At 68.6% G+C, this 25,295-nt stretch carries 23 protein-coding genes and 1 pseudogene; 19 read left to right on the top strand and 5 right to left on the bottom strand.

What is annotated here, in order from left to right; genetic code table 11:
• Positions 1 to 444: 444 nt before the first annotated feature.
• The 4 genes from HWX22_RS12390 to HWX22_RS12375 all read left to right on the top strand — a co-directional run bounded on the left by HWX22_RS12390 (position 445) and on the right by HWX22_RS12375 (position 5,490).
• Positions 445 to 2,568 carry a site-specific recombinase gene (locus HWX22_RS12390; RefSeq protein ID WP_175915719.1) on the top strand — a complete coding sequence of 708 codons (2,124 nt, stop codon included), beginning with the start codon at positions 445 to 447 and terminating at the stop codon, positions 2,566 to 2,568.
• Between the two features lie 165 nt (positions 2,569 to 2,733).
• Entirely contained in the window at positions 2,734 to 4,032 is a 1,299-nt protein-coding gene (locus HWX22_RS12385) for a class I SAM-dependent RNA methyltransferase (protein ID WP_175915718.1), read from the top strand.
• Between the two features lie 293 nt (positions 4,033 to 4,325).
• On the top strand, positions 4,326 to 4,730 hold the full coding sequence (locus HWX22_RS12380) for a VOC family protein (protein ID WP_175915717.1): 405 nt from the start codon (positions 4,326 to 4,328) through the stop codon (positions 4,728 to 4,730).
• Between the two features lie 73 nt (positions 4,731 to 4,803).
• Positions 4,804 to 5,490 carry a YafY family protein gene (locus HWX22_RS12375; protein WP_059535356.1) on the top strand — a complete coding sequence of 229 codons (687 nt, stop codon included), beginning with the start codon at positions 4,804 to 4,806 and terminating at the stop codon, positions 5,488 to 5,490.
• A 52-nt stretch (positions 5,491 to 5,542) separates the two neighbouring features.
• Here the strand turns inward: HWX22_RS12375 and HWX22_RS12370 are convergent, their stop codons facing one another.
• Positions 5,543 to 6,466, bottom strand: a complete 924-nt coding sequence (locus HWX22_RS12370; protein WP_175915716.1) for a carbon-nitrogen hydrolase family protein — start codon at positions 6,464 to 6,466, stop codon at positions 5,543 to 5,545.
• Positions 6,467 to 6,545: 79 nt separating this feature from the next.
• On the opposite strand from HWX22_RS12370, the gene HWX22_RS12365 reads away from it, so the two are divergent.
• From HWX22_RS12365 to HWX22_RS12350, 4 genes are all read left to right on the top strand, one after another.
• The gene (locus HWX22_RS12365) at positions 6,546 to 7,466 is read left to right on the top strand and encodes a LysR family transcriptional regulator (protein ID WP_175915715.1); all 921 of its coding nucleotides are present in this window, start codon (positions 6,546 to 6,548) and stop codon (positions 7,464 to 7,466) included.
• A 193-nt stretch (positions 7,467 to 7,659) separates the two neighbouring features.
• On the top strand, positions 7,660 to 8,169 hold the full coding sequence (locus tag HWX22_RS12360) for an NUDIX hydrolase (RefSeq protein WP_174912778.1): 510 nt from the start codon (positions 7,660 to 7,662) through the stop codon (positions 8,167 to 8,169).
• Positions 8,166 to 9,329 carry a tRNA 2-thiouridine(34) synthase MnmA gene (gene mnmA, locus HWX22_RS12355; protein ID WP_175915714.1) on the top strand — a complete coding sequence of 388 codons (1,164 nt, stop codon included), beginning with the start codon at positions 8,166 to 8,168 and terminating at the stop codon, positions 9,327 to 9,329. Before HWX22_RS12360 ends, mnmA begins: the two co-directional genes overlap by 4 nt.
• 118 nt (positions 9,330 to 9,447) lie before the next feature.
• Entirely contained in the window at positions 9,448 to 11,067 is a 1,620-nt protein-coding gene (locus HWX22_RS12350) for an FMN-binding glutamate synthase family protein (RefSeq protein ID WP_175915713.1), read from the top strand.
• A 91-nt stretch (positions 11,068 to 11,158) separates the two neighbouring features.
• Here the strand turns inward: HWX22_RS12350 and HWX22_RS12345 are convergent, their stop codons facing one another.
• Positions 11,159 to 11,770 (bottom strand): glutathione S-transferase N-terminal domain-containing protein, encoded by a 612-nt coding sequence (locus HWX22_RS12345; protein ID WP_059820513.1) that lies wholly within the window; start codon positions 11,768 to 11,770, stop codon positions 11,159 to 11,161.
• A 188-nt stretch (positions 11,771 to 11,958) separates the two neighbouring features.
• On the opposite strand from HWX22_RS12345, the gene HWX22_RS12340 reads away from it, so the two are divergent.
• From HWX22_RS12340 to HWX22_RS12295, 10 genes and pseudogenes are all read left to right on the top strand, one after another.
• A complete protein-coding gene (locus HWX22_RS12340; protein WP_059820453.1) occupies positions 11,959 to 13,356 on the top strand; it encodes an aminopeptidase P N-terminal domain-containing protein in 1,398 nt (465 codons plus the stop codon).
• A 90-nt stretch (positions 13,357 to 13,446) separates the two neighbouring features.
• Positions 13,447 to 14,634 (top strand): UbiH/UbiF/VisC/COQ6 family ubiquinone biosynthesis hydroxylase, encoded by a 1,188-nt coding sequence (locus tag HWX22_RS12335; protein WP_175909095.1) that lies wholly within the window; start codon positions 13,447 to 13,449, stop codon positions 14,632 to 14,634.
• Positions 14,635 to 14,778: 144 nt separating this feature from the next.
• Positions 14,779 to 15,846 (top strand): tRNA dihydrouridine synthase DusB, encoded by a 1,068-nt coding sequence (dusB, locus tag HWX22_RS12330; protein ID WP_059689065.1) that lies wholly within the window; start codon positions 14,779 to 14,781, stop codon positions 15,844 to 15,846.
• On the top strand, positions 15,843 to 16,076 hold the full coding sequence (locus HWX22_RS12325; protein ID WP_006476892.1) for a Fis family transcriptional regulator: 234 nt from the start codon (positions 15,843 to 15,845) through the stop codon (positions 16,074 to 16,076). Before dusB ends, HWX22_RS12325 begins: the two co-directional genes overlap by 4 nt.
• Before the next feature lie 44 nt (positions 16,077 to 16,120).
• On the top strand, positions 16,121 to 17,686 hold the full coding sequence (purH, locus tag HWX22_RS12320) for a bifunctional phosphoribosylaminoimidazolecarboxamide formyltransferase/IMP cyclohydrolase (RefSeq protein WP_059820451.1): 1,566 nt from the start codon (positions 16,121 to 16,123) through the stop codon (positions 17,684 to 17,686).
• A gap of 151 nt (positions 17,687 to 17,837) precedes the next feature.
• Positions 17,838 to 18,380, top strand: coding sequence for a crossover junction endodeoxyribonuclease RuvC (gene ruvC, locus HWX22_RS12315; RefSeq protein ID WP_175915712.1), 543 nt, complete (start codon positions 17,838 to 17,840; stop codon positions 18,378 to 18,380).
• Positions 18,381 to 18,563: 183 nt separating this feature from the next.
• Positions 18,564 to 19,145: a Holliday junction branch migration protein RuvA gene (gene ruvA, locus HWX22_RS12310; RefSeq protein WP_059451998.1), complete on the top strand. Its 582-nt coding sequence runs from the start codon at positions 18,564 to 18,566 to the stop codon at positions 19,143 to 19,145.
• A gap of 108 nt (positions 19,146 to 19,253) precedes the next feature.
• A complete protein-coding gene (gene ruvB / locus HWX22_RS12305) occupies positions 19,254 to 20,321 on the top strand; it encodes a Holliday junction branch migration DNA helicase RuvB (RefSeq protein WP_059465408.1) in 1,068 nt (355 codons plus the stop codon).
• A 24-nt stretch (positions 20,322 to 20,345) separates the two neighbouring features.
• A complete protein-coding gene (locus HWX22_RS12300; protein ID WP_175909090.1) occupies positions 20,346 to 21,299 on the top strand; it encodes an oxygenase MpaB family protein in 954 nt (317 codons plus the stop codon).
• Between the two features lie 57 nt (positions 21,300 to 21,356).
• Positions 21,357 to 21,500: pseudogene (locus HWX22_RS12295) on the top strand (chromosome partitioning protein ParB); the annotation flags it as partial.
• A 59-nt stretch (positions 21,501 to 21,559) separates the two neighbouring features.
• Here the strand turns inward: HWX22_RS12295 and HWX22_RS12290 are convergent.
• From HWX22_RS12290 to tyrS, 3 genes are read right to left on the bottom strand one after another with little or no spacing between them, the layout of a single operon-like run.
• A complete protein-coding gene (locus HWX22_RS12290) occupies positions 21,560 to 22,222 on the bottom strand; it encodes a histidine phosphatase family protein (RefSeq protein ID WP_059535333.1) in 663 nt (220 codons plus the stop codon).
• Positions 22,223 to 22,245: 23 nt separating this feature from the next.
• Positions 22,246 to 22,704 (bottom strand): D-aminoacyl-tRNA deacylase, encoded by a 459-nt coding sequence (dtd, locus tag HWX22_RS12285; protein ID WP_006751891.1) that lies wholly within the window; start codon positions 22,702 to 22,704, stop codon positions 22,246 to 22,248.
• Positions 22,701 to 23,942: a tyrosine--tRNA ligase gene (gene tyrS, locus HWX22_RS12280; RefSeq protein WP_059535332.1), complete on the bottom strand. Its 1,242-nt coding sequence runs from the start codon at positions 23,940 to 23,942 to the stop codon at positions 22,701 to 22,703. Before tyrS ends, dtd begins: the two co-directional genes overlap by 4 nt.
• A gap of 142 nt (positions 23,943 to 24,084) precedes the next feature.
• Between tyrS and HWX22_RS12275 the strand changes: the two genes are divergently transcribed.
• Entirely contained in the window at positions 24,085 to 25,233 is a 1,149-nt protein-coding gene (locus HWX22_RS12275) for an anhydro-N-acetylmuramic acid kinase (protein ID WP_059535330.1), read from the top strand.
• Positions 25,234 to 25,295 lie beyond the last annotated feature (62 nt).

Genomic DNA, 25,295 nt, shown 5'->3' with positions numbered 1-25,295 from the left:
ACGTCGTCGGCATCGATCCGCGTGCGCGCGCGACCGCGCACGCGAACCTGCCGCTCTCGCCGCCCTCGCCGCTTCGGCCGACACTGCTCGGCATCCATCGGCCGGACGGCGGGTTTGCATTGTTTGTCAAAATCTGCCGGAACCGGCACCACGCAACACGGTCGGCTTGCGTTTTCGCGCCCGATTGACGATCCTACGCACTTTCCGGCTCGCGCCGCTCGTCGTGCGCGCCCGCCGGCGGCGATCCGCCCGTCGTGTCCGGTCCGATCGCCGCGTCTCCTGGGGCGCGCATGCGTGTCCGCGTGCACCGCACCGGGGCAGCCGCATCGCGGGTCGCCGTGCGTCGTCCGGCCACCCGGCCAGCCTCACCGTTCTCCCCGGCGCCGCGCCGTGTTCCGGCCGGCATCCCGAACCCGCCCGTCCAGGGCTTTCGCTATTCCGTTTATGTTTCGTTCCCTGACGACCCTGATCAAGAAGTGGCGCGCGTCGCGCAATGCGGGCCACCAGCTCGATGCGCTGCTCGCGCATGCCGACGCGGACGCGCCGTACGCCGAGCGCAGCGAATGGCTGATCGAGCTCGCGCACTGGCTGCGCCGCAACGGCGCGATGCAGGTCGCGCACGACGCGCCGGCCGAACGCGACGCCGACGCGCGCGCATATCCGGCGCACGCGCGGCTGCGCTACCTGTTCCACGTGCTCGACCGCAATCCGGCATGGAAATCACACGCCGCACGCATCCTGCGCGGGATCCTGCGCGAATGCGACGGCATCTCGCTGCTGTGCGACGCGGGCATGCCCGTGCATTCCGGCTTCTTCGGCGCGCTGTTCGAGCGCATCGACACGTCGCTGATCCCGCCCGCGCCGAACCGCCGCGAACTGACGGCGCTGTTCACGCTGATGTTCCCGACGCCCGAAGACGTGCAATGGATCGAGGCGCTGCCCGACGACCTGCTCGCCCGCCTCGCCGAGCTGATCTCATTCGACGTCACCGACGAAGAGCGCCACGAGCCCGGCTCGTTCTCGCGCGACCTGCTCGCCGCCCTGCACAACCTGACCTGCCAGATCAGCTCGACCGGCCTGTCGCAGACGGTGCGCAGCCGCCTGTCCGACGACGACGCACGCAAGCCGCTCGAAACGCAGCCGTTCTATCGGCTCACGCGCGCGATGCTCGCGGTCGAGACCGCGCACGCGGCCGTCGAGGACGGCGGCGACCCGAGCAAGCTGCTGCACGAGGTGAACTACCTGCGCGTGCTGCTCGACGAATGCCGGATCGCCGTCGACGACGTGTTCGCGCACCTGTACCGCAACGGCGTGTCGGTCGACATCGTGTTCCAGGTCGAACGGATGCGCATGCGCATCCTGCGCGCGGAAATGCTGCTCAACGCGTGGATGGCACGCGACGATCTGCGCGGGATGGCGCGCCTGACGGCCGAGCTCGTCGACGCGAACCAGAACAGCCAGAGCGTGTCGCACCTCGTGCGCAGCAACTTCTCGCTGTTCGCGCGCAAGCTCGTCGAGACCAACGCGGACACCGGCGAGCACTACATCTCGCGCGGCCGCGCCGAGTATCTGAAGATGCTGCGGATGGCCGCGGGCGGCGGGCTCGTCACCGTCGTGACGGTGTGCGTGAAGTTCGCGATCACCGGCGCGCACCTGCAGTCGATGCTCGAAGGGCTGCTCGCGGGCGTCAATTACGCGGCGAGCTTCATGCTGATGCACTTCCTGCACTTCACGCTCGCGACCAAGCAACCCGCGATGACCGCGCCGACGCTCGCGCGCGAGCTCGACGACACCGGTCACGAGGCAGGCGTGAAGGCGTTCGTGGCATCGGTGATCGCGCTGATCCGCACGCAGGCCGCGGCGATTTCCGGCAACGTGCTCGTCGTGCTGCCCGTGTGCCTGCTCGTGCAGCTGTTCGCGGGCAACCTGATGCACGCGAACCTGATCTCGCCGGAGAAGGCGCACGCGACGCTGCACTCGTTCTCGCTGCTCGGCCCGACGCCGCTCTACGCGGCGCTGACCGGCGTGCTGCTGTGGGCGTCGAGCCTGCTCGCGGGCTGGGCCGACAACTGGTTCGTGCTGCATCGGGTCGGCGACGCGCTGACGTACAACCGACGGCTGCGGCTCACGCTCGGTGCGTCGGGTGCCGCGAAACTCGCACACTTCTGTCGCTCGAACGTCGCGGGCGTGGTCGCCAACGTGGGTCTCGGCCTGATGCTCGGCTTGGTTCCGGCGATCGTCACCGTGTTCCTGTTCCCGTTCGAGGTGCGCCACGTGACGCTGTCGGCCGGGTCGATCGGGATCGCGCTCGGCGTGCTCGGCAAGGGCGCGCTCGGCACGCCTGAGCTGTGGTGGGCCTGCGCCGGCGTCCTGAGCATGGCGATCCTCAACGTGCTCGTGAGCTTCGCGCTCGCGTTCACGATGGCCGTGCGCTCGCGCAGCCTGCGCCGCACCAAGGTGCGCGCGCTGGTCGGCGCGATCGTCCGCACGGTGCTGTCGAAGCCGTCCGCGCTGTTCTGGCCGGCCGGCACCCCGGCCGCGCGGGCCAGCCAGCCGGGCTCGCACTGATTCTTCGACGGCGGCGTGCCATCCGGGTGGGCGCCGCCGCACGGGCCCGCCGGCTCGCCGTCGCGGCCGGCGCACCGGCGCCGGCGTCCCGAATCGGATGCAACGCCGGCTCCGGCCGCTCGCGCCGCGTACAATAGTGGACTTTTGCACGTCCTCACCCGCCTTATGTCCTCGCCCACCCTGTACGAATTCTTCGCTCCCTGCCCGCGCGGCCTCGAAGCGGCGCTTGCCGCCGAGCTGGCCGAAATCGCCGGCCGACATCTGGACGGCTCGCCGTTCACCGCGGGCGCGCAGGTGCCGGGCGGCGTTCATTTCCGCGGCGGCTGGGCCGCCGGCATGGCCGCGAACCTCCATTCGCGAATCGCGAGCCGGATCCTGCTGAAGATCGCGCACCGCCCGTACCGCACCGAGCAGGACGTCTACGCGCTCGCGCTCGAGCAGCCATGGGAACGCTGGTTCGCATCGACGCAGACGCTGCGCGTCGACATCACCGCGATCAAGTCGCCGCTGAAGAGCCTCGAATTCGCGACGCTGCGCGTGAAGGATGCGATCTGCGACCGGATGCGCGACAAGACCGGCGCACGCCCGAGCATCGACACCGGCGCGCCGGACGTGCGCGTGTTCGCGTTCCTGACGGCCACCGAGTGCACGCTGTACCTCGATACGTCGGGCGAGCCGCTGTTCAAGCGCGGCTGGCGCCTCGACAAGGGCGCGGCGCCGCTGCGCGAGAACCTCGCGGCCGGCATCCTGCGCCTGACGGGCTGGACGCCCGGCACGCCGCTGTACGACCCGATGTGCGGCAGCGGCACCTTCCTCGCGGAAGCCGCGCAGATCGCGCTCGGCGTCGCACCGGGCGTCGAGCGCCGGTTCGGCTTCGAAAAGCTCAAGCAATACGACATCACCGCATGGCAGGGCCTGAAGGTCGCGGCGCTCGACGCGAAGCGCGCGGCGCGCGGCAAGCGCGATTCGCTCGGCGTGTACGGCAGCGACATCTCGGGCGACATGCTCGAGAAGGCGCGCGCGAACCTCGAGCGCGCGGGCGTGCCGTCGGTGTGGCTCAAGCAGGTCGACGCGCGCGGGATGACGCCGCCGTGCGACAGCCCGGGCATCATCCTCGCGAACCCGCCGTACGGCGAGCGGATCGAGGTCCGCGGCCGCAGCGCGCGCGGCGAGGTGCGCGAGACCGGTCGCAACCGCGGCAACGACGACGCTTTCCGCCGCACGCACACCGACGCGCCGGACAGCGAATTCTTCAACGCGCTGGGCGATGCGCTCAAGCAGCGCTTCACGGGCTGGCAGGCGTTCCTGCTGACGTCGGACCGGTCGCTGCCGGGCCAGTTGCGCCTGCGCGAATCGGCGAAGACGCCGCTGTTCAACGGCGCGCTCGAATGCCGGCTGTTCCGCTTCGACCTGATCGCCGGCAGCGTGAAGGCACGCCCGGCCGCGCCGGAAGGCGACGCCTGACACGCGAGACGGCCATCGCGGCCGCCTGCTGACACCCCACGACGCCCGGCCTGTGCCGGGCGTTTTTCTTTCCACCGCCCCCACGCGGGCGGCGCCCCGCGTGCCGCCCCGCCACCCCGCGCGCCGATGCGGTTCCCGCACCGCCCTTACCCGCCCAGGCCGTCAGGTTCGCCCTTTTGTCAGCACCGCCACGACTACTGACAGCACGCTGTCAGCAGCCCCCGATCACACTGCAATCCCGGCGCAATGCAAGGCTGGTTTCCATCAAGAACCCGAACAACAAGGAGCTCGTCATGACGTCCGCAACTGCAACCGCAACCCTGGAACGCGCGATCGCGTGGTTCGACATCCCGTCCCTCGATTTCGACCGGGCGATCCGTTTCTACGAAACCGTGCTGCAGACGACGCTGCAGCGCGAAGTCATCGGCGGCGTGCCGATGGCCGTATTCGATCACGAAGCGTCGAGCACGGGCGGCAGCATCGTGTTCGATCCGCAGCAGATGAAGCCGAGCGCGAACGGCGTGCTCGTGTACCTGAACGCCGGGGAATCGGTCGTCGCGGCGCTCGAACGCGCGAAGCGCGCGGGCGGCGTCGTGCAGGGCTCGGTCGTCGAGCTGCCGAACAACTACGGCTACATCGGCTACCTGATCGATACCGAAGGCAACCGCGTCGGCCTGCACGCACCGAAATGCCACTGAGCGCATCCACGATCCGGCCGGCACGGCGCTATCATCGCGAAGTCCCCGTAGCCGTTGGAGTCGAGGTTCAGCCATGACGCGCCGTGCCGACCGCCTGTTCCAGATCGCCGAGCTGCTGCGCGGGCGTCGTCTCACGACCGCGCAGCAGCTCGCCGACTGGCTGTCGGTGTCGCCGCGCACGGTCTATCGCGACGTGCGCGACCTGCAACTGTCAGGGGTGCCGATCGAAGGCGAAGCCGGCATCGGCTACCGGCTGAACCGCAACGCGAGCCTGCCGCCGCTCACGTTCACGGCCGAGGAGCTCGCGGCGCTCGCGGCCGGCGCGCGGATGCTCGAGACCTGGGGCGGCGCGCGCTTCGCGGGCGGCGCGCGTTCGGCGCTCGCGAAGATCGCGTCGGCGATGCCGGCCGACAAGCGCACCGCGCTCGATCGCCTGCCGGTGTTCGCGCCGTCGTTCCACATCGACGAGACGTTCTGCGCGAAGGTCGACGCGATCCACCAGGCGGTCGACACGCACCACATCGTCAGCTTCGACTACCGCGACCGGCTCGGCGCGCACACGAAGCGCCGCGTGTGGCCGCTCGGGCTCGTCTACTGGGGCGGACGCTGGACGATCGGCGCGTGGTGCGAGCTGCGCGACGACTTCCGCACCTTCGACATCGCGCGGATGGGCGACATCACCGTGCACGAGCAGTTTCCGGACATGGAAGGCCGGCGCATCGCCGACTACATGCGAATCGCGGAAGCGCCGATGCGCTGACGCGCGCCGCCGCCATTCGCAAGCCGGGGCGTCCGCGCCCCGGCAACGCCCGTCATTCCCCGAACACGACCGACCGCTTCGGCCGCTCGTCGACGTGCAGCGAAAACACGTCGGGGCGCGCATAGTGCCCGACCACGTCGAAGTCGTAACGCGCACGCACGAGCTCGTCCGTATCGATGCGCGCGGTCACGAGCCCGGCCTCGCCGATCAGCGGCTCCGTCAGCAGGTCGCCGAGCGGCCCGACGATCACGCTGCCGCCGCGGATCAGCGGCCGCTCGGGATCCCAGCCCGGCACGTCGATGCCGAGCGCGCGCGGCGACGGCTGCACCTGGCACGCGCTCACGACGAAGCAGCGCCCTTCGTGCGCGATGTGCCGCATCGCGCTTTGCCACAGGTCGCGCTCGTCGACGGTCGGCGCGCACCAGATCTGCACGCCTTTCGCATACATCGCGCAGCGCAGCAGCGGCATGTGGTTCTCCCAGCAGATCGCGGCGCCCGCACGGCCCGCGGCCGTGTCGATCACCGGCAGTGTCGAGCCATCGCCCTGCCCCCAGATCAACCGCTCAGTGCCGGTCGGCATCAGCTTGCGGTGCTTCGCGACGAGCCCGTCGCGCGGATCGAAGAACAGCGCCGTGCAGTAAAGCGTGCTGCCGCCACGCTCGATCACGCCGATCACGAGGCTCGCGCCCGTGCGCTGCGACAGCGCGGCCAGTTCGTCGGTTTCGGGCCCCGGCACGTCGATCGCCTGCGCGGCGTAGCGCGCATACGCGTCGCGGCCCTCGGGCAGCCGGTAGCCGAGCCGCGTGCCGAAGATCTCGCCCTTCGGATAGCCGCCGAGCACGGCCTCGGGCAGCACGACGAGCGACGCGCCGCTGTCGCTGATCGCGGCTTCGTAGCCGAGGATCGTGTCGAGCGTGGCGCGCGTGCCGGCGGGCGATGCGCCGATCTGCAGCGCGGCGATGACTGAGGTGGACATGAAGGCGTCTCCGGTGAGTGGGTGACGCCATCTTTATCGATATCATTTCATCGATCAAATCGATAAAACGATAACTGACATGAATACGGATGATATCGCCGCGCTCGACCTGAATCTGCTGAAAGTGTTCGAGGCGCTGTACGAGGAAGGCGGCGCGAGCCGCGCGGCGCTGCGGCTCGGCCTCACGCAATCGGCGGCGAGCGCGGCGCTCGCGCGGCTGCGCGTGATCTACGCCGATCCGCTGTTCGTGCGCACCGGCCGCGGGCTCGCGCCGACGCCGCGTGCGGACGAACTGAAGCCGATCCTCTCCGATGCGCTCGACCGCTGCCGCGCAAGCCTCGCGATCGCGGCCGACGGCGGCGAGCGGGTCGGCCGTACGATCTCGGTCGGGCTGTCGGACGACTTCGAGATCGCGCTCGGCCGCGCGCTGATCGACGCGGTCGCCCGCGAAGCCGCGGGCATCCGGCTGATCTTCCGGCAGACGCACAGCGGCATCGCGGGCGACGCGCTGCTACGGCACGGCGTCGATCTCGCGATCGCGTCGGGCGGATTCTCGGCGAACGGGCTGAGCCGGCGCGCGGTCGCGACGGGCGGCTACGCGTGCCTGATCGATCCGGCCGGCCGCGCGCACGCGCCGCGCACGCTCGCGCTCGCCGATTTCGTGCAGCGCGATCACCTGCTCGTGTCGTCGGGCGGCGTGATCGGGATCGTCGACGAAGCGCTGGCCGCGCTCGGACACAAACGGCGCGTCGCGGCGTCGACCACGCATTTCGCGGCGCTGCCGTACCTGCTCGCCGGCTCCGACGCGGTGGCGACGATTCCGGCGCACGCCGCTCGCGCGATCGCGCAGTCGACGTCGCTGCGCGCGCTCGCGTGCCCGGTCGAACTGCCGCGCTACCCGGTGGAAATCGGCTGGCGCACGAGCACGCAGCGTGACCCGGCGATCGTGCGCGTGCGGGACACAATCGCCGCCTGCGTCGCGACGATCGTCGCGCCATGAAAAACGGGGCGCGATTCGCGCACGTGGCGGTCCGATCCTCCCGCCCCAGCCGGCCACCGACCGAGGCAGGCCGCGCCGCCGACGTGCGTCGCGGCAATCGGCAAGGCCTGCGGCGCCGCAACAATGACCGGGGTCGGATTCGTCTAACCTGACGGCCGGCAGCGCCCGGGCGCAACCGGTAAAATGCCGAACCATGAAACCCGAAATCTGGACCCCGCATGTGACCGTCGCGGCGCTCGTCGAGCGTGCCGGTCGCTTTCTCGTGATCGAGGAAGAAACCTCGACGGGCCTGCGCATCAACCAGCCGGCCGGCCATCTCGAAGCCGGCGAGACGCTCGCCGACGCCGTGATCCGCGAGACGCTCGAGGAAACCGCGCATCCGTTCGTGCCCGACGCGCTCGTCGGCGTCTATCTCGCGCACTACGACCGCCCCGGCAGCGCCGGTGCGACCTACCTGCGCTTCACGTTCTGCGGCACGGCCGGCGAACCGCTGCCGGGCCACATGCTCGACGACGGCATCGTCCGCACGCTGTGGATGAGCGCCGACGAACTGCGCGCGTGCAGCGAGCGCCACCGCTCGCCGGCGGTGATGCGCTGCGTCGACGACTATCTCGCCGGGCGGCGCATTCCGCTCGATTTCGTGCACACGCATTCGGTCGCGCCGCGCCCGGAAGCATTCGACCGTCAGGCGGTAAACAAATGAGCAAGCGCCGTGTAGTAGTGGGCATGTCGGGCGGCGTCGATTCGTCGGTGACCGCGTGGCTGCTGAAGGAACAGGGGTACGACGTGGTCGGCCTGTTCATGAAGAACTGGGAAGACGACGACGACGGCGAATACTGCTCGACGCGCCAGGACTGGATCGACGTGGTGTCGGTGGCCGACCTGATCGGCATCGACGTGGAAGCCGTGAACTTCGCGGCCGAATACAAGGACCGCGTGTTCGCCGAATTCCTGCGCGAATATTCGGCCGGCCGCACGCCGAACCCGGACGTGCTGTGCAACGCCGAGATCAAGTTCAAGGCGTTCCTCGACCACGCGATGTCGCTCGATGCGGAAATGATCGCAACCGGCCACTACGCGCGCGTGCGCGAGCGCGACGGTCGCTTCGAACTGCTGAAGGCATTCGATCACACGAAGGACCAGTCGTACTTCCTGCACCGGCTGAACCAGGCGCAGCTGTCGAAGACGATGTTCCCGCTCGGCGAGATCCCGAAGACGAAGGTGCGCGAGATCGCCGCGCAGATCGGCCTGCCGAACGCGAAGAAGAAGGACTCGACCGGTATCTGCTTCATCGGCGAACGGCCGTTCCGCGACTTCCTGAACCGCTATCTTCCGACGAAACCCGGCCCGATGAAGACGCCCGACGGCAAGGTGGTCGGCGAGCACATCGGCCTCGCGTTCTACACGTTCGGCCAGCGCAAGGGCATCGGCCTCGGCGGCAGCAAGGACGGCAGCGGCGAACCGTGGTTCGTCGCGGCGAAGGACATCGCGTCGAACACGCTGTACGTCGTGCAGGGCCACGACCACCCGTGGCTGCTGTCGCGCGAGCTCGTCGCCGGCAACGTGAGCTGGGTCGCGGGCGAGCCGCCGGCCGAAGGCTTCTCGTGCGGTGCGAAGACGCGCTACCGGCAGGCCGATGCGGCCTGCACGTTCGGCCGGGCCGCGCTCGGCCGGGCCGACGGCGAGCGCTTCTCGCTCGCGTTCGACGACGCGCAATGGGCGGTCACGCCCGGCCAGTCGGCCGTGCTGTACGACGGCGAGATCTGCCTCGGCGGCGGCATCATCGAGTTCGCGGCCACCGGCCAGCCCGGCCAGACGGCGCCGGCGGCAACGCACGCGGGCGCGCTCGCGGAAGCACGCTGACATCCATTCGGTTTAGACTTGCGGCACGCCGCGCCCGGCGGAACACGATTCCGCCGCGGCCGGTGCGCCGCCGCGCAGCGTACGCATGGCGGCATTTCAAGATGCTTACGGAGCCCCCATGCTTTCACGACGCTACCTCGCGATGTGGTGTGCCGTCCTGCTGCTCGTTGCCGCGGCCGCACTCGCGTCGATCCACGTGCTTTCCTGGCTGTGGATCATCATCCCCGTCGCCCTCGTCGCTCTCGGCCTGTACGACCTGAACCAGGACCGCCACGCGATCCTGCGCAATTACCCGCTCTGGGGCCATTTCCGCTTCCTGTTCGAGTTCATCCGCCCCGAGATCCGCCAGTATTTCGTCGAGGACGACACCGACGAGAAGCCGTTCTCGCGCGCGCAGCGCAGCCTCGTCTACCAGCGCGCGAAGAACGTCGCCGACAATCGCCCGTACGGTACCGAGCTGAACGTGAAGGCCGTCGCGCACGAATGGATCAGCCACTCGCTCGCGCCGACGAAGCTGCCGAACCATGACTTCCGCATCCGGGTCGGTGCGAATCGCGCGCAGCCGTACGACATCTCGATCTTCAACATCTCGGCGATGAGCTTCGGCTCGCTGTCCGCGAACGCGATCCGCTCGCTGAACCTCGGCGCGAAGAAAGGCGGATTTGCGCACGACACCGGCGAAGGCTCGCTGTCGAAGTACCACCGCGAGAACGGCGGCGACATCATCTGGGAAATCGCATCCGGCTACTTCGGCTGCCGCAACGACGACGGCACGTTCAATCCGGACAAGTTCGCGAAGCAGGCCGCCGATCCGCAGGTCAAGATGATCGAGATCAAGCTGTCGCAAGGCGCGAAGCCGGGCCACGGCGGCGTGCTGCCGGCCGCGAAGATCACGCCCGAGATCGCCGAGACACGCGGCGTGCCGATGGGCAAGGACTGCATCTCGCCCGCGACGCACTCGGAATTCTCGACACCGCGCGGGCTGCTCGAATTCGTCGAGCGGTTGCGCACGCTGTCCGGCGGCAAGCCGACCGGCTTCAAGCTGTGCATCGGCCATCCGTGGGAATTCTTCGGGATCGCGAAGGCGATGGTCGAGACGGGCATCGTGCCGGACTTCATCGTCGTCGACGGCGCGGAAGGCGGCACCGGCGCGGCGCCGCTCGAATTCACCGATCACGTCGGCGTGCCGCTGCAGGAAGGGCTGCTGCTGGTGCACAACACGCTCGTCGGCATCGGCGTGCGCGACCGCGTGAAGATCGGCGCGAGCGGCAAGATCATCACCGCGTTCGACATCGCGCGCACGCTCGCGATCGGCGCGGACTGGGTGAATTCGGCGCGCGGCTTCATGTTCGCGGTCGGCTGCATCCAGGCGCAGCACTGCCACACCGACCGCTGCCCGACCGGCGTCGCCACGCAGGACCCGGTGCGCCAGCGCGCCATCGTCGTGCCCGACAAGGCCGAGCGCGTGTACAACTTCCACCGCAATACGCTGCATGCGCTGCAGGAACTCGTGCAGGCGGCCGGCCTCGGCCATCCGTCCGAACTGCGCGCGCATCACATCGTGCAGCGGGTCGCGCCGCACGAGGTGCGGCTGATGTCGCAGCTGCTGAAGTACCTGAAGCCCGGCGCGCTGCTCGACGGCCAGACCTGCGGCTATACGCTGTACGACAAGTGGTGGCCGATCGCGCGCAGCGATTCGTTCGTGCTCGGCGAAACCGTTTACACGTCGATCGAGTAACGCGATCGCCAGCCGCCGGGCGGCTCGCCATAAGAAAAGCGCCCCGCGGGGCGCTTTTCTTTTGTCTGCGCGATCCGCCGCCGGCGGTCGGTCAGCCCTGCGGCAGCGTGTCGACGAACGTCTGCCGCTGCGACAGCTTCACGAAATGCTTGTCGAGGTTCGGATGGCGGTCGCGCCAGTTGAGTTCGGGCATCCGGAAGTCGAGGTAGCCGAGCGCGCAGCCGAGTGCGATGTCGGCGAGCGTGTAATGATTGCCGACGCACCACGTCTTGCCGCCGATGCCCTGCGACATCGCGACGAGCGCGTCGTCGATCTTGCGCTGCTGACGCGAGACCCAGCTCGCGCTGCGCTGCGCTTCGTCGCGCAACGTGTGTTCGAGACGAATCGCCACGGCCGCGTCGAGCACGCCGTCACCCAGCGCTTCCCAGCACCGCACTTCGACACGTTCGCGCCCCGACGGCGGAATCAGCTTGCCGACCGGCGACAGCGTATCGACGTATTCGCAGATCACGCGGGAATCGAACACCGCGGCACCATCCTCCATCACGAGACACGGGACCTTGCCGAGCGGATTCGATGCATGAATGTTCGTATCCGGCGCCCACACGTTCTCGAGCTCCAGCTTGTAGTCGATCTTCTTTTCAGCAAGCACGATCCGCGCCTTTCGGACGTACGGGCTGCTGAGCGAACCGATTAATTTCATCATCTGCCTTTTTAAGGGAACCGCCGAGAGTATACGTTGTCGCCGATCATAACCGGCCGGCGTGGCCGGGCAGAAAATCTGCCCGTCCGGCCTGTGGATGGTTTGCAACAGCCGTCGCCGAGCCCCGTCCGGCGCGGCTTGCAGCCGCGCCTCTCACACACCGCGTCCGGCGGCGCTACAATCGCACGATGAATGCGCCCCTCGATACCGCCATCGCCGTCGACGTCTACCGCCAGCGCCGCGAACGCGTGCTTGCCGCACTGCGCGCCGCGGGCGGCGGCGTCGCCATCGTTCCCACCGCGCCGGAAATGCTGCGCAACCGCGACACGGCCTTCCCGTACCGGCATGACAGCTACTTCCACTACCTGACGGGCTTCACCGAGCCGGATGCCGTGCTCGTGCTGAACGCCGCCGGGTCGCAAGGCACGCCGGAATCGATCCTGTTCTGCCGCGCGAAGAATGCCGATCGCGAGATCTGGGAAGGTTTCCATTACGGACCCGAGGCCGCGCGCGATGCGTTCGGCTTCGACGCGGCCTACGCGGTCGACGTGATCGACACCGAGATGCCGCGCCTGCTCGCCGATGCGGGCACCGTGCACTATCGGTTCGGCGCCTCGGCCGAGTTCGACCGCCAGCTCGCCGGCTGGATCGATGCGGTGCGTGCGCAGGCGCGCACAGGTGTCGCCGCGCCGGACGCGCTGCTCGACCTCACGCCGCTCGTCGACGACATGCGGCTCGTGAAGGACGAACACGAACTCGCAATCATGATGCGCGCCGCGCACATCTCCGCGCTCGCGCACCGTCGCGCGATGCAGGTGTGCCGCCCGGGGATCCGCGAATACGAACTCGAGGCCGAGCTGCTGTACACGTTCCGCAAGCATGGCGCGCAGGCGCCCGCGTATGGCTCGATCGTCGCGGCCGGCGCGAACGCGTGCGTGCTGCACTACCCGGCCGGCAACGCGGCCGCGCAGGACGGCGACCTGATCCTGATCGATGCCGCGTGCGAACTCGACGGCTACGCGTCGGACATCACGCGCACGTTCCCGGCCAACGGGCGCTTCTCGCCCGCGCAGCGCACGCTGTACGACATCGTGCTCGCCGCGCAGCAGGCCGCAATCGACGCGACGCGCGCGGGCGTATCGTTCGAGGCACCGCACGACGCGGCCGTGCGTGTGCTGGCGCAAGGGCTGCTCGATACGGGCATCATCCCGAAGACGCGCTTCTCGAACGTCGACGACGTGATCGCCGAGCGCGCATACGCACGCTTCTACATGCACCGCACGGGCCACTGGATCGGCATGGACGTGCACGATTGCGGCGACTACCGCGAGCGGCTCGCCGCGCGCGACGCCGACGGCGCGTTGCCGTGGCGCACGCTGAAACCCGGCATGACGCTTACCGTCGAGCCGGGCCTGTACGTGCGGGCCGCCGACGACGTGCCGTCCGAATACTGGAACATCGGCATCCGCATCGAGGACGACGCGATCGTGCGCGAGCACGGTTGCGAGCTGATCACGCGCGACGTGCCGGTGGCGGCTGCCGAGATCGAGGCGTTGATGCGCGCTGGCGCGGCGCACGGCGCGTGAGCGTGCCGCAGGTTGCCCTCGCCCCGCTGTCGAGCCACCGTCGACTCGCTGTTGACCGCCGTTGACCGTTACCCCGTTTCACGAACATTGATGACGACCGCTTCCTCCCCGGCCACGCCGGACTACGATCTCGCCATCGTCGGCGCCGGCCCCGTCGGGCTCGCGCTCGCCGGCTGGCTCGCCCGCCGCAGCGCGACGCAGCACGCGTCGATCGCGCTGATCGACGCGCGCGAGCCGGCCGCGAGCGCGAACGACCCGCGCGCGATCGCCGTATCGCACGGCAGCCGCGTGCTACTCGACACGCTCGGATGGCCGGGCGACGCGACGCCGATCGAACACATCCACGTGTCGCAGCGCGGCCATTTCGGCCGCACGCTGATCGACCGCGACGAGCACGACCTCGCCGCGCTCGGCTACGTCGTGCGCTACGGTTCGATCGTGCAGGCGCTCGCGCAGGCCGTGCGCGGCACGCGCGTCGACTGGCTCACGTCGACCACCGCACGCACGCCGCAACAGGACGCCGACGGCGTCACGCTGACGCTCGACGGTCCGCAAGGCGAGCGTACGCTGCGCGCGCGCATCGTCATCAACGCCGAAGGCGGGCTGTTCCACGAACAGCAGGCCGATACCGGCAAGCATCGCCGCGACTACGGTCAGACCGCGATCGTCGGCACGGTCACGGTCTCGGCGCCGCGCCCGAACGTCGCATGGGAACGCTTCACGCACGAAGGCCCGCTCGCGCTGCTGCCGCTCGGTGGCCCACGCCAGGCCGAGTATTCGCTCGTATGGTGCTGCACGCCCGACGAAGCTGCCCGCCGCGCCGGCCTTCCCGACGACGCGTTCCTGCGCGAACTCGGCGCTGCCTTTGGCGAGCGGATGGGGCAGTTCGTCGCGATCGCGGGGCGCGCCTCGTTCCCGCTCGGGCTGAACGCGGCACAAACGCTCGTCAACGGGCGCATCGCGATCGTCGGCAACGCCGCGCAAACGCTGCATCCGGTCGCCGGCCAGGGGCTCAATCTCGGGCTGCGCGATGCGCATACGCTCGTCGACGCGCTGTCCACCCAAGGCTTCGAACCGACCGCGCTCGCAACCTTCAACGCGCGGCGTGCACTCGACCGGCGCTTCACGATCGGCGCGACCGACACGCTCGCGCGGTTGTTCACGGTCGACACCGGCCCCCTTCCGCTGTTGCGCGGCGCGGCGCTCACCGCACTCGAATTCGTACCGCCGCTGAAGAAGGCGATCGCGCGCCAGATGATGTTCGGCCAGCGCAACTGACGCGCGGCGCGGCGCGCGTTGCGTGTCGTCGGCGCCGTGCAAACCGGGTCAAATCGGCGGGGCATGGGAATACGGTAAAATGCGCGTTTTCCCTCCGCCCTTTTTTGCCCGCGACGCCCGGCGCTCGCGGGCGGTGCCATTGCGATGCCCGTTATCGGCCCTCACGTATTGCGTAACAACCTGTTCGTCGCCCCGATGGCCGGGGTGACGGATCGCCCGTTCCGCCAGCTGTGCAAGCGGCTGGGGGCCGGATACGCCGTGTCCGAGATGGTCGCGTCCAATGCGCAGCTGTGGAAGAGCGCGAAGACGATGCGGCGAGCGAACCACGAAGGCGAAGTCGAGCCGATCGCGGTGCAGATCGCCGGCGCCGATCCGGCGATGATGGCCGAAGCCGCCCGCTACAACGTCGACAACGGCGCGCAGATCATCGACATCAACATGGGCTGCCCGGCGAAGAAGGTCTGCAACGTCGCGGCCGGCTCCGCGCTGCTGCAGAACGAGCCGCTCGTGCAGCGGATCGTCGAGGCCGTCGTCGCGGCGGTCGGCACGGGGCCGGATGCGGTGCCCGTCACGCTGAAGATCCGCACCGGCTGGGATCGCGAGCACAAGAACGCGATCACGGTCGCGCGCCTCGCCGAGGCGGCCGGCATCTCGATGCTGACCGTGCACGGCCGCACGCGCGCCGACCTCTACCGCGGCGACGCGGAATACGACACCATCGCGGCCGTGAAGGCGGCCGTGCACATCCCGGTCGTCGCGAACGGCGACATCACGTCGCCGGCGAAAGCGAAGGCCGTGCTCGACGCAACCGGCGCCGACGCACTGATGATCGGTCGTGCCGCGCAAGGTCGGCCCTGGCTGTTCCGTGAAATCGATCATTTCCTGCAAACCGGCGAGCTGCTGCCCCCGCCGCGGATCGACGAGATCCAGCACGTGATGAACGAACACCTGGAAGACCACTACGCGTTCTATGGTGAATTCACCGGCGTCCGTACTGCGCGCAAGCACATCGGCTGGTACACTCGCGGCCTTTCCGGTGCCAACGGGTTCCGGCACAGGATGAACACGCTCGATTCCACCCGCGAGCAGCTCGCCGCCGTCAATGCATTCTTCGAGGCGCAAAAAGCGCTGTCGGACCACCTCGTCTACGTCGATGACGAAGAGGAAAACGGCCAGGGCGAGTCGGACGACCATAACCAGTTAGCAGCATGAGCAAGCACAACATCGAACAATGTGTCCGCGAGAGCCTGGACGTGTATTTCCGGGATCTAGACGGCTCCAATCCGCACGACGTCTATGAAATGGTGATGTCCTGCGTCGAAAAGCCGATGCTCGAGGTCGTGCTCGTACAGGCCGGCGGCAACCAGTCGCTCGCCGCCGAGTACCTCGGCATCAATCGCAATACGCTGCGCAAGAAGCTGCAGCAGCACGGCCTGCTGTAGGCAGCCGTCCCGTCCCCGTTTCCCTGGCTATTGGTGGTTCCATCATGATCAAGCAAGCGCTCATTTCCGTTTCCGACAAGACCGGCATCGTCGACTTCGCGAAGTCGCTGTCCGACCTCGGCGTCAAGCTGCTGTCGACCGGCGGCACCGCGAAACTCCTCGCCGACGCGGGCCTGCCCGTTACCGAAGTGGCCGACTACACGGGCTTTCCGGAAATGCTCGATGGGCGCGTGAAGACGCTCCACCCGAAGGTGCACGGCGGCATCCTCGCCCGCCGCGACCTGCCCGAGCATATGCAGGCGCTGGAGCAGCACGGCATCCCGACGATCGACCTGCTGGTCGTGAACCTGTATCCGTTCGTCGCGACGATCGCGAAGGACGACTGCACGCTCGCCGACGCGATCGAGAACATCGACATCGGCGGCCCGACGATGCTGCGCTCGGCCGCGAAGAACCACCGCGACGTGACGGTCGTCGTCGATCCGGCCGACTACGCGGTCGTGCTCGACGAAATGAAGGCGAACGGCAACGCGATCGGCTACGCGACCAACTTCCGCCTCGCGACCAAGGTGTTCGCGCACACGGCGCAATACGACGGCGCGATCACGAACTACCTGACGAGCCTGACCGACGAGCTGCAGCACGCATCGCGCAGCGCGTACCCGGCCACGCTGAACATGGCGTTCGACAAGGTGCAGGACCTGCGCTACGGCGAGAACCCGCACCAGAGCGCAGCGTTCTACCGCGACCTCGCGGCACCGGCCGGCGCGCTGGCGAACTACCGCCAGCTGCAGGGCAAGGAGCTGTCGTACAACAACATCGCGGATTCGGACGCGGCGTGGGAATGCGTGAAGACGTTCGACGCGCCGGCCTGCGTGATCATCAAGCATGCGAACCCGTGCGGCGTCGCGGTCGGCAACGACTCGGCCGATGCGTACGCGAAGGCATTCCAGACCGACCCGACGTCGGCATTCGGCGGCATCATCGCGTTCAACCGCGAAGTCGACGAGACGGCCGCGCAGGCGGTGGCGAAGCAGTTCGTCGAAGTGCTGATCGCGCCGTCGTTCTCGGACGCCGCGAAGCAGGTGTTCGCCGCGAAGCAGAACGTGCGCCTGCTCGAAATCGCGCTGGGCGACGGTCATAACGCGTTCGACCTGAAGCGCGTGGGCGGCGGCCTGCTCGTGCAGTCGCTCGATTCGAAGAACGTGCAGCCGAGCGAGCTGCGCGTCGTCACGAAGCGTCAACCGACCGCGAAGGAAATGGACGACCTGCTGTTCGCATGGCGCGTCGCGAAGTATGTGAAGTCGAACGCGATCGTGTTCTGCGCCAACGGCATGACGCTCGGCGTCGGCGCCGGCCAGATGAGCCGCGTCGATTCCGCGCGCATCGCGAGCATCAAGGCACAGAACGCGGGCCTTACGCTGGCCGGCTCGGCCGTCGCGTCGGATGCGTTCTTCCCGTTCCGCGACGGCCTCGACGTCGTCGTGGCGGCTGGCGCGACCTGCGTGATCCAGCCGGGCGGCTCGATGCGCGACGACGAAGTGATCGCGGCGGCCGACGAGCACGGCATCGCGATGGTCCTGACGGGCGTGCGTCACTTCCGTCACTGATCGCACGCGGCCCGCGCGGCCGCTGCATGCAAACCCGGCGGCATCACACCCGCCGGGTTTTTTATTGCGCGGCGCCGGCGCACACGACCATGCGGCCGGCACCGCACACCATTCGTTGTAGTATCGCTGCATCAGGTTTTTCTCCTCACTCATGCGAATTCTCGGCATCGACCCCGGCCTGCGCGTCACCGGCTTCGGCATCATCGACGTCAGCGGCCATCGGCTCGCCTATGTCGCGAGCGGTGTGATCCGCACGCCAACAGCCGACCTGGCCACCCGACTCGGCACGATCTTCCAGGGCGTATCGACGCTCGTGCGCGAACACGCGCCCAATCAGGCCGCGATCGAGCAGGTGTTCGTCAACGTGAACCCGCAGTCGACACTGCTGCTCGGTCAGGCGCGCGGCGCCGCGATCTGCGGGCTCGTCGCCGGCGGCTTGCCGGTGGCCGAATACACCGCGCTGCAACTGAAGCAGGCCGTCGTCGGTTACGGCCGCGCGACCAAGTCGCAGATGCAGGAGATGGTGACGCGGCTGCTCAATCTCACGGGCCAGCCGGGCAGCGACGCGGCTGACGCGCTCGGGATGGCGATCTGCCATGCGCACAGCGGTAATACGCTCGGCACGATCAGCGGCCTCGCGCCGGCGCTCGCGAAAAAGGGGCTGCGGGTGCGGCGCGGACGGCTCGTCGGCTGACGCAAACGGCACGCATGTCTACGGCGCGTCGCGCATTGCACCTGCAACCGCCCTGCCCACCCGATCGCCTCATCGCCCTGCATCACGCACGCGTGTCGCATCGCCCCGACCTGAAGGCCAACCCATCGGCATTGCGCCGCACCTGCGCTACACTCGCGCTTTCTTCCTCGCTTCCCGCCATCCATGATCGGTCGCATCGCCGGCATCCTGCTCGAAAAGAACCCGCCCCACCTGCTCGTCGACTGCAACGGCGTCGGCTACGAGATCGACGTGCCGATGAGCACCTTCTACAACCTGCCGCAGACCGGTGAGCGCGTCGTGCTGCTCACGCAGCAGATCGTGCGCGAGGACGCGCACCTGCTGTACGGCTTCCTGACGCCGCAGGAGCGCACGACCTTCCGCGAACTGCTGAAGATCACCGGTATCGGCGCGCGCATGGCGCTGGCCGTGCTGTCCGGCATGAGCGTGCAGGAACTCGCGCAAGCGGTGACGATGCAGGACGCCGCACGTCTCACGCGCCTGCCCGGCATCGGCAAGAAGACCGCCGAGCGCCTGCTGCTCGAGCTGAAGGGCAAGCTCGGCGCGGACCTCGGTGCGCTCGCCGGCGCCGCATCCCAGTCCGATCACGCGACCGACATCCTCAACGCGCTGCTCGCGCTCGGCTACTCGGAAAAGGAAGGCCTCGCCGCGATCAAGAACGTGCCGGCCGGCACCGGCGTGTCCGAGGGCATCAAGCTCGCGCTCAAGGCACTGTCGAAGGCGTAACACCCGCCCGAACCGGCTTTCGGAGCCAGTGTCGCGCCGCCGTGCGGCGCGCACCAGTCGGCCGTTCGGCCAGTTCGACCGCGTGACCGCGCGCGGTACAATGGCCGCATGATTGAAACCGACAAACTCGCCGCCGAGCGGATCATCGCCGCCACGCCCGCCTCGTCGCATGAGGAGGTGTTCGAACGCGCGCTGCGGCCGCGCCAGCTCGACGACTACGTCGGCCAGGAAAAGGTGCGCGGCCAGCTCGAGATCTTCATCGAGGCCGCGAAACGCCGCTCCGAGCCGCTCGACCACGTGCTGCTGTTCGGACCGCCGGGCCTCGGCAAGACCACTCTCGCGCACATCATCGCGCGCGAGATGGGCGTGAATCTGCGCCAGACCTCGGGCCCCGTGCTCGAGCGCGCGGGCGATCTCGCCGCGCTGCTGACCAACCTCGAAGCGAACGACGTGCTGTTCATCGACGAAATCCACCGGCTGTCGCCGGTCGTCGAGGAAATCCTGTATCCGGCGCTCGAGGATTACCAGATCGACATCATGATCGGCGAAGGGCCGGCCGCGCGCAGCGTGAAGCTCGACCTGCAGCCGTTCACGCTGGTCGGCGCGACCACGCGTGCGGGGATGCTGACCAACCCGCTGCGCGATCGCTTCGGGATCGTCGCGCGCCTCGAGTTCTACGATGCCGACCAGCTGTCGCGCATCGTGCGGCGCTCGGCGTCGCTGCTGAACGCACAGATCGATCCGAACGGCGCACTGGAAATCGCGAAGCGCTCGCGCGGCACGCCGCGGATCGCGAACCGGCTGCTGCGTCGCGTGCGCGACTATGCGGAAGTGAAGGCCGACGGCCAGATCACCGCGGCCGTGGCCGACGCCGCGCTCGCGATGCTCGACGTCGATCCGGTCGGCTTCGACCTGATGGACCGCAAGCTGCTCGAGGCGATCCTGCACAAGTTCGACGGCGGCCCGGTCGGTATCGACAACCTCGCGGCGGCGATCGGCGAGGAGCGCGACACGATCGAGGACGTGCTCGAACCATACCTGATCCAGCAGGGCTTCCTGCAGCGCACGCCGCGCGGGCGCGTCGCGACACTGCTCACGTACCGCCACTTCGGGCTCTCCGCGCCCGATGCCGGCAATACCGAACGCGGAATGTGGGATACCGCCGACGGGAAGTAACCCGCCGCCCACGCCACACCTGCCATGACCACGCCGCCCAGCCCGCACCCCGCCACGCCCACGCCGGGTCCGCGCTGGGTCGAACCGATCCGCAAGCGGCTCGTGGCCGGCATCACGCACCTGACGACGGGCGGCGGCGGCCCGTCGATCGACCTGTCGTCGCCACCCGGAGACCCGGGGCTGTTCGGCCCCGACGCCATCTGCTGGCGCGTGCATGCCGATTTCACGTCGATGATGACGGGCGGCATCGCCGCGCTGCTGCTGCAGGCGCTCCATCCGCTCGCGCTCGCGGGCGTCTGGGATCACTCGTCGTTTCGCACCGACATCCTCGGCCGCTTGCGGCGCACCGCAACGTTCATCACGGGCACGACGTTCGGCAGCCGCGCGGACGCACTCGCGCTGATCGAGCGCGTAAAAACGATCCACGCGCGCGTATCGGGTACCGCGCCCGGCGGCAGGCCGTACCGAGCCGACGATCCGGCGTTGCTGACCTGGGTGCATGTCGCGGAAGTATCGAGCTTCCTCGCCGCACATTTGCGCTATGTGAATCCGTCGCTGTCGGGCGAGCAGCAGGACGGCTACTACGCCGAGACGGCATTGATCGCCGAGCTGCTCGGCGCCCGGGATGTTCCCCGTTCGCGTGCGGAAGTGGCGGCCTACTTCACGCGCATGCAATCCGAACTCGAAGCAGGGCCACGCACCTTCGACGTCATGGACATCCTGCTGAATGTGCCGATCTCCACGCCCGCGCTGAGGCCGGCCGCGTCACTGATCATGCACGCGGGCATAGACCTGCTGCCGCACTGGGCGCAGCGCATGCTCGGCGTATCGACGTTCGCGCCATTGCGACGCGCGGTGGTCCGGCCCGGTGTCAGGGCGGTCGCGCCCGTGCTGCGCTGGGCGCTCGTCAACGGCGCCTCGAAACGCGCACGCCGACGCGCGACGGCGACGCCGCCCGACGGTACCCCGCCCGCCTGACGATCCGTTTCTTAGGATCATTTCAATTTGCCGTGACCGTGATATTCCCGTGACCGCCGCGTCGATGCGATCGATGGCGGCAAGAAATACCCGAAAGGAGAATTCGACAAGCTGCGCCAGCCGATTACGGCCGACAAGCCCGGCAGGATCGCGTACGCGCTCGGCTACAGGACGCGCCAGGCACTGCCGCACCAAACCTGAAATGGAGGGGGCCACCCCCGCCCGATCACGCCGGCGGCACCGGCATGACCGCATCAAAATCAAAGTACCTTGCGATACCCGTCGTCGTCGCTCGCGGTATCCAGATGCGACACGTCGGCCCATTGCACGACTTGCGCACGGCCATCGACGTAATCGACGACGTTGATGCTGGTGTTGAGCAACTGATAGCTGCGCGGCGCCGAGAGGTCGAGACCGTTGGCAAAGCGATACACGCAATCGAGCACGCCGCCGTGCGCGACGCAGGCGATGCGCCCGCCCGGATGCGCGGCGACGATCGGCTCGAGTGCATGCAGCACGCGATGATAGAACTCGCGCTGCGACTCGCCGCCGTCGGGCGCGAAACCCGGGTCGCGCGTCTGCCACGCGGCGTAGGCGTCCGGAAACAGCGTCTCGATCTCGGTGCTGTCATGCCCCTGGAACACGCCGTACGCACGCTCGCGCAGCCCTTCGCGCAACCGCAGCGGCAGCCCGAGCGCATCGGCAAAGGGTTGCGCGGTCTGCTGCGCGCGCATCAGGTCGCTCGAATAAATCGCGTCGATGCGCTGCCCTTCATGCGCGTCCCGTGCGAGCCGGACGGCCAGCCGCTGCGCCTGCGCGAGCCCCGTGTCGGCCAGCGGAATGTCGATATGGCCCTGAATGCGCTTGATGCGGTTCCAGGCCGTCTCGCCATGACGAATGAAGAGAATCTGCGTGGTGGCCATCGCGGCGCGTCTCCGGGAAAGAATCAGGGCCGCACTTGCAGCCAGAACGTCACGGGGCCGTCGTTGACGAGCGACACCTGCATGTCGGCGCCGAATTCGCCCGTCTCGACGACCGGATGACGCTCGCGCGCGGCCGCGACGAAATAGTCGAACAGGCGCGCGCCTTCGTCGGGCGGCGCGGCAGGCGTGAAGCTCGGCCGCAGCCCGCTGTTGGTATCGGCCGCGAGCGTGAACTGCGACACGAGCAGCAGGCCGCCGGCGCCGCCCGCGCCGTCGATGTTCGACACCGGCAGGTTCATCTTGCCGGCCGCGTCGCTGAACACGCGATAGCCGAGCAGCTTCGCAAGCAGCTTGTCGGCCGCGGCCTCGGTGTCGCCGCGCTCCGCGCAGACGAGCGCGAGCAGCCCTGCGCCGATCTCGCCCGTCGTGCGGTCGCCGACGCGCACGTCGGCGCGCTTCACGCGCTGGATCAGCGCGATCATGCGGTCAGCGTGACGCGCGCGAAGCGGCGCTTGCCGACCTGAACGACGAACTCGCCGGCCTCGACCTTCAGGCCCTTGTCGGACACCGTCGCACCGTCGATCTTCACGCCGCCCTGCTCGATGTTGCGCAGCGCTTCGCTCGTCGACGGCACGAGGCCCGCCTGCTTCAGCAACTGGCCGATCGCGAGCGGCGCACCCGCGAGCGTGACCGACGGGATGTCGTCCGGCACGCCGCCCTTCGCGCGATGATTGAAATCTTCGAGCGCACGCTCGGCGTCAGCCTGCGAATGGAAGCGCGCGACGATTTCCTGCGCGAGCAGCACCTTGAAGTCGCGCGGATTGCGGCCGCCTTCGGCGTCGCGCTTGAAGCCGGCGATTTCGTCGAGGCCGCGGAACGACAGCAGTTCGAAGTAACGCCACATCAGCGTGTCCGAGATGCTCATCAGCTTGCCGAACATGTCGGTCGGCTTCTCGCTGATGCCGACGTAGTTGCCCTTCGACTTCGACATCTTCTCGACGCCGTCGAGGCCTTCGAGCAGCGGCATCGTCAGAATGCACTGCTGTTCCTGGCCGTACTGCTTCTGCAGTTCGCGGCCGACGAGCAGGTTGAACTTCTGGTCGGTGCCGCCGAGTTCGAGGTCGGCGTTCAGCGCGACCGAGTCGTAACCTTGCATCAGCGGGTACAGGAATTCGTGGATCGAGATCGGCACGCCGCTCTGGAAGCGCTTCGTGAAATCCTCGCGCTCGAGGATCCGCGCGACCGTATAGCGCGACGCGAGCTTGATCATCCCGTCCGCGCCGAGCGGCATCGACCATTCGCTGTTGTAGCGAATTTCGGTCTTTGCGCGGTCGAGCACGAGCGCGGCCTGTTCGAAGTAGGTCTTCGCGTTCGACTCGATCTGTTCGCGCGTGAGCGGCGGACGCGTCGCGTTGCGGCCCGACGGGTCGCCGATCAGCGACGTGAAATCGCCGATCAGGAAGATCACGGTGTGGCCGAGATCCTGCAGCTGACGCATCTTGTTCAACACGACCGTATGGCCGATGTGGATGTCGGGCGCGGTCGGATCGAGGCCGAGCTTGATGCGCAGCGGCGTGCCGGTGGCCGCGCTGCGCGCGAGCTTCTGCGCGAACTCTTCCTCGATCAGCAGTTCGTCGACGCCGCGCTTCGTGACGGCGAGCGCATGGCGGACTTCGTCGGTGATCGGGAAAACAGGCTTGGAACTGGGTTCGGTGCTCATCGGTGCCAGGAAGAATGTCGCAAAGACAGGGATTTTCCCATAACTTGCGCGTGCATCGCTTAACGATGCGTCAGGTTGCGCGGATAATCGGGCGCAAGGCGCGCGGCACCGGCCCGCGCCGCTCGACCCAGGAGAACCCAACGTGCCGCAACGACATCCGCAACCCGCCCATCCGGCCGACGGCATCTACTTCGGGCTGATGTCGGGAACCAGCATGGACGGCGTCGACGGCGTCGCCGTGCGTTTCGAGACCGGCCGCGCGCCGGTCGTGCTCGCGGAAGCGTTCGTCGGCTTCGCGCAATCGCTGCGCGACGCGCTGTTCGCGCTGCAGCAGCCCGGCGACAACGAGATCGACCGCGAATCGCTCGCGGCGAACGCGCTCGTCGCGCGCTACGCGGTGTGCTGTCACGAGTTGCAGCGCACCGCCGGCCTGTCGCGCGACGAGATCCGCGCGATCGGCGTGCACGGCCAGACGGTCCGGCACCGTCCCGAGCGCGGCTACACCCGCCAGCTCAACAATCCGGCACTGCTCGCCGAGCTGGCCCACATCGACGTGATCGCCGATTTCCGCAGCCGCGACGTCGCGGCCGGCGGCCACGGCGCGCCGCTCGCGCCTGCGTTCCATGCGACGATGTTCGGCGCGCCGGGCGAGACGCGGGTCGTCTGCAACCTCGGCGGCATCAGCAACATCACGATCCTGCCCGGTGATGGCGGCGACGTGCGCGGCTTCGACTGCGGGCCCGCGAACGCGCTGCTCGACGCATGGGCGACCCGCCACCTCGGCAAGCCGTACGACGACGGCGGCAAGTTCGCCGCGCGCGGCACGGTGCACGCGCCGCTGCTCGACGCGCTGCTCGACGAGCCCTACTTCGCCGCGCTGCCGCCGAAAAGCACCGGCCGCGACTTGTTCAATCCCGCGTGGCTCGACGCGAAGCTCGCCGCGTTCGCGCAGGTCGCGCCGGAACACGTCCAGGCAACGCTGACGGCGCTCACCGCCGTCTCGGTCGCCCGCGAAGTCGCGCAGCACGCGACGGATTGCAAGGCCGTGTTCGTCTGCGGCGGCGGCGCCCGCAATCCGGTGCTGCTCGCCGCGCTCGCGGAAGCGCTGCGCGAGGCCGGCGTGCCGGCGACGGTGGAGACGACGGCCGCGCTCGGCGTGCCGCCGCAACAGGTCGAAGCGCTCGCGTTCGCGTGGCTCGCGTATCGCTTCACCGCGCGTCAGCCCGGCAACCTCGCGAGCGTGACGGGTGCAGCGGATGCGCGCGTGCTAGGCGCGCTTTATCCGCGCTGACGGAAGGCCGAAGGAAGCGGTTCGCGCCGCGCATGGGCACAAAAAAACGGGGCATGAAGCCC

Origin of the sequence: Burkholderia sp. BCC1638 (genome assembly GCF_902833195.1) — a bacterium.
Classification (GTDB): Bacteria; Pseudomonadota; Gammaproteobacteria; order Burkholderiales; family Burkholderiaceae; genus Burkholderia; species Burkholderia diffusa.
The sequence above is the reverse complement of the archived record's forward strand: the minus strand, read 5'-3'. Positions and strand labels throughout refer to the sequence as shown.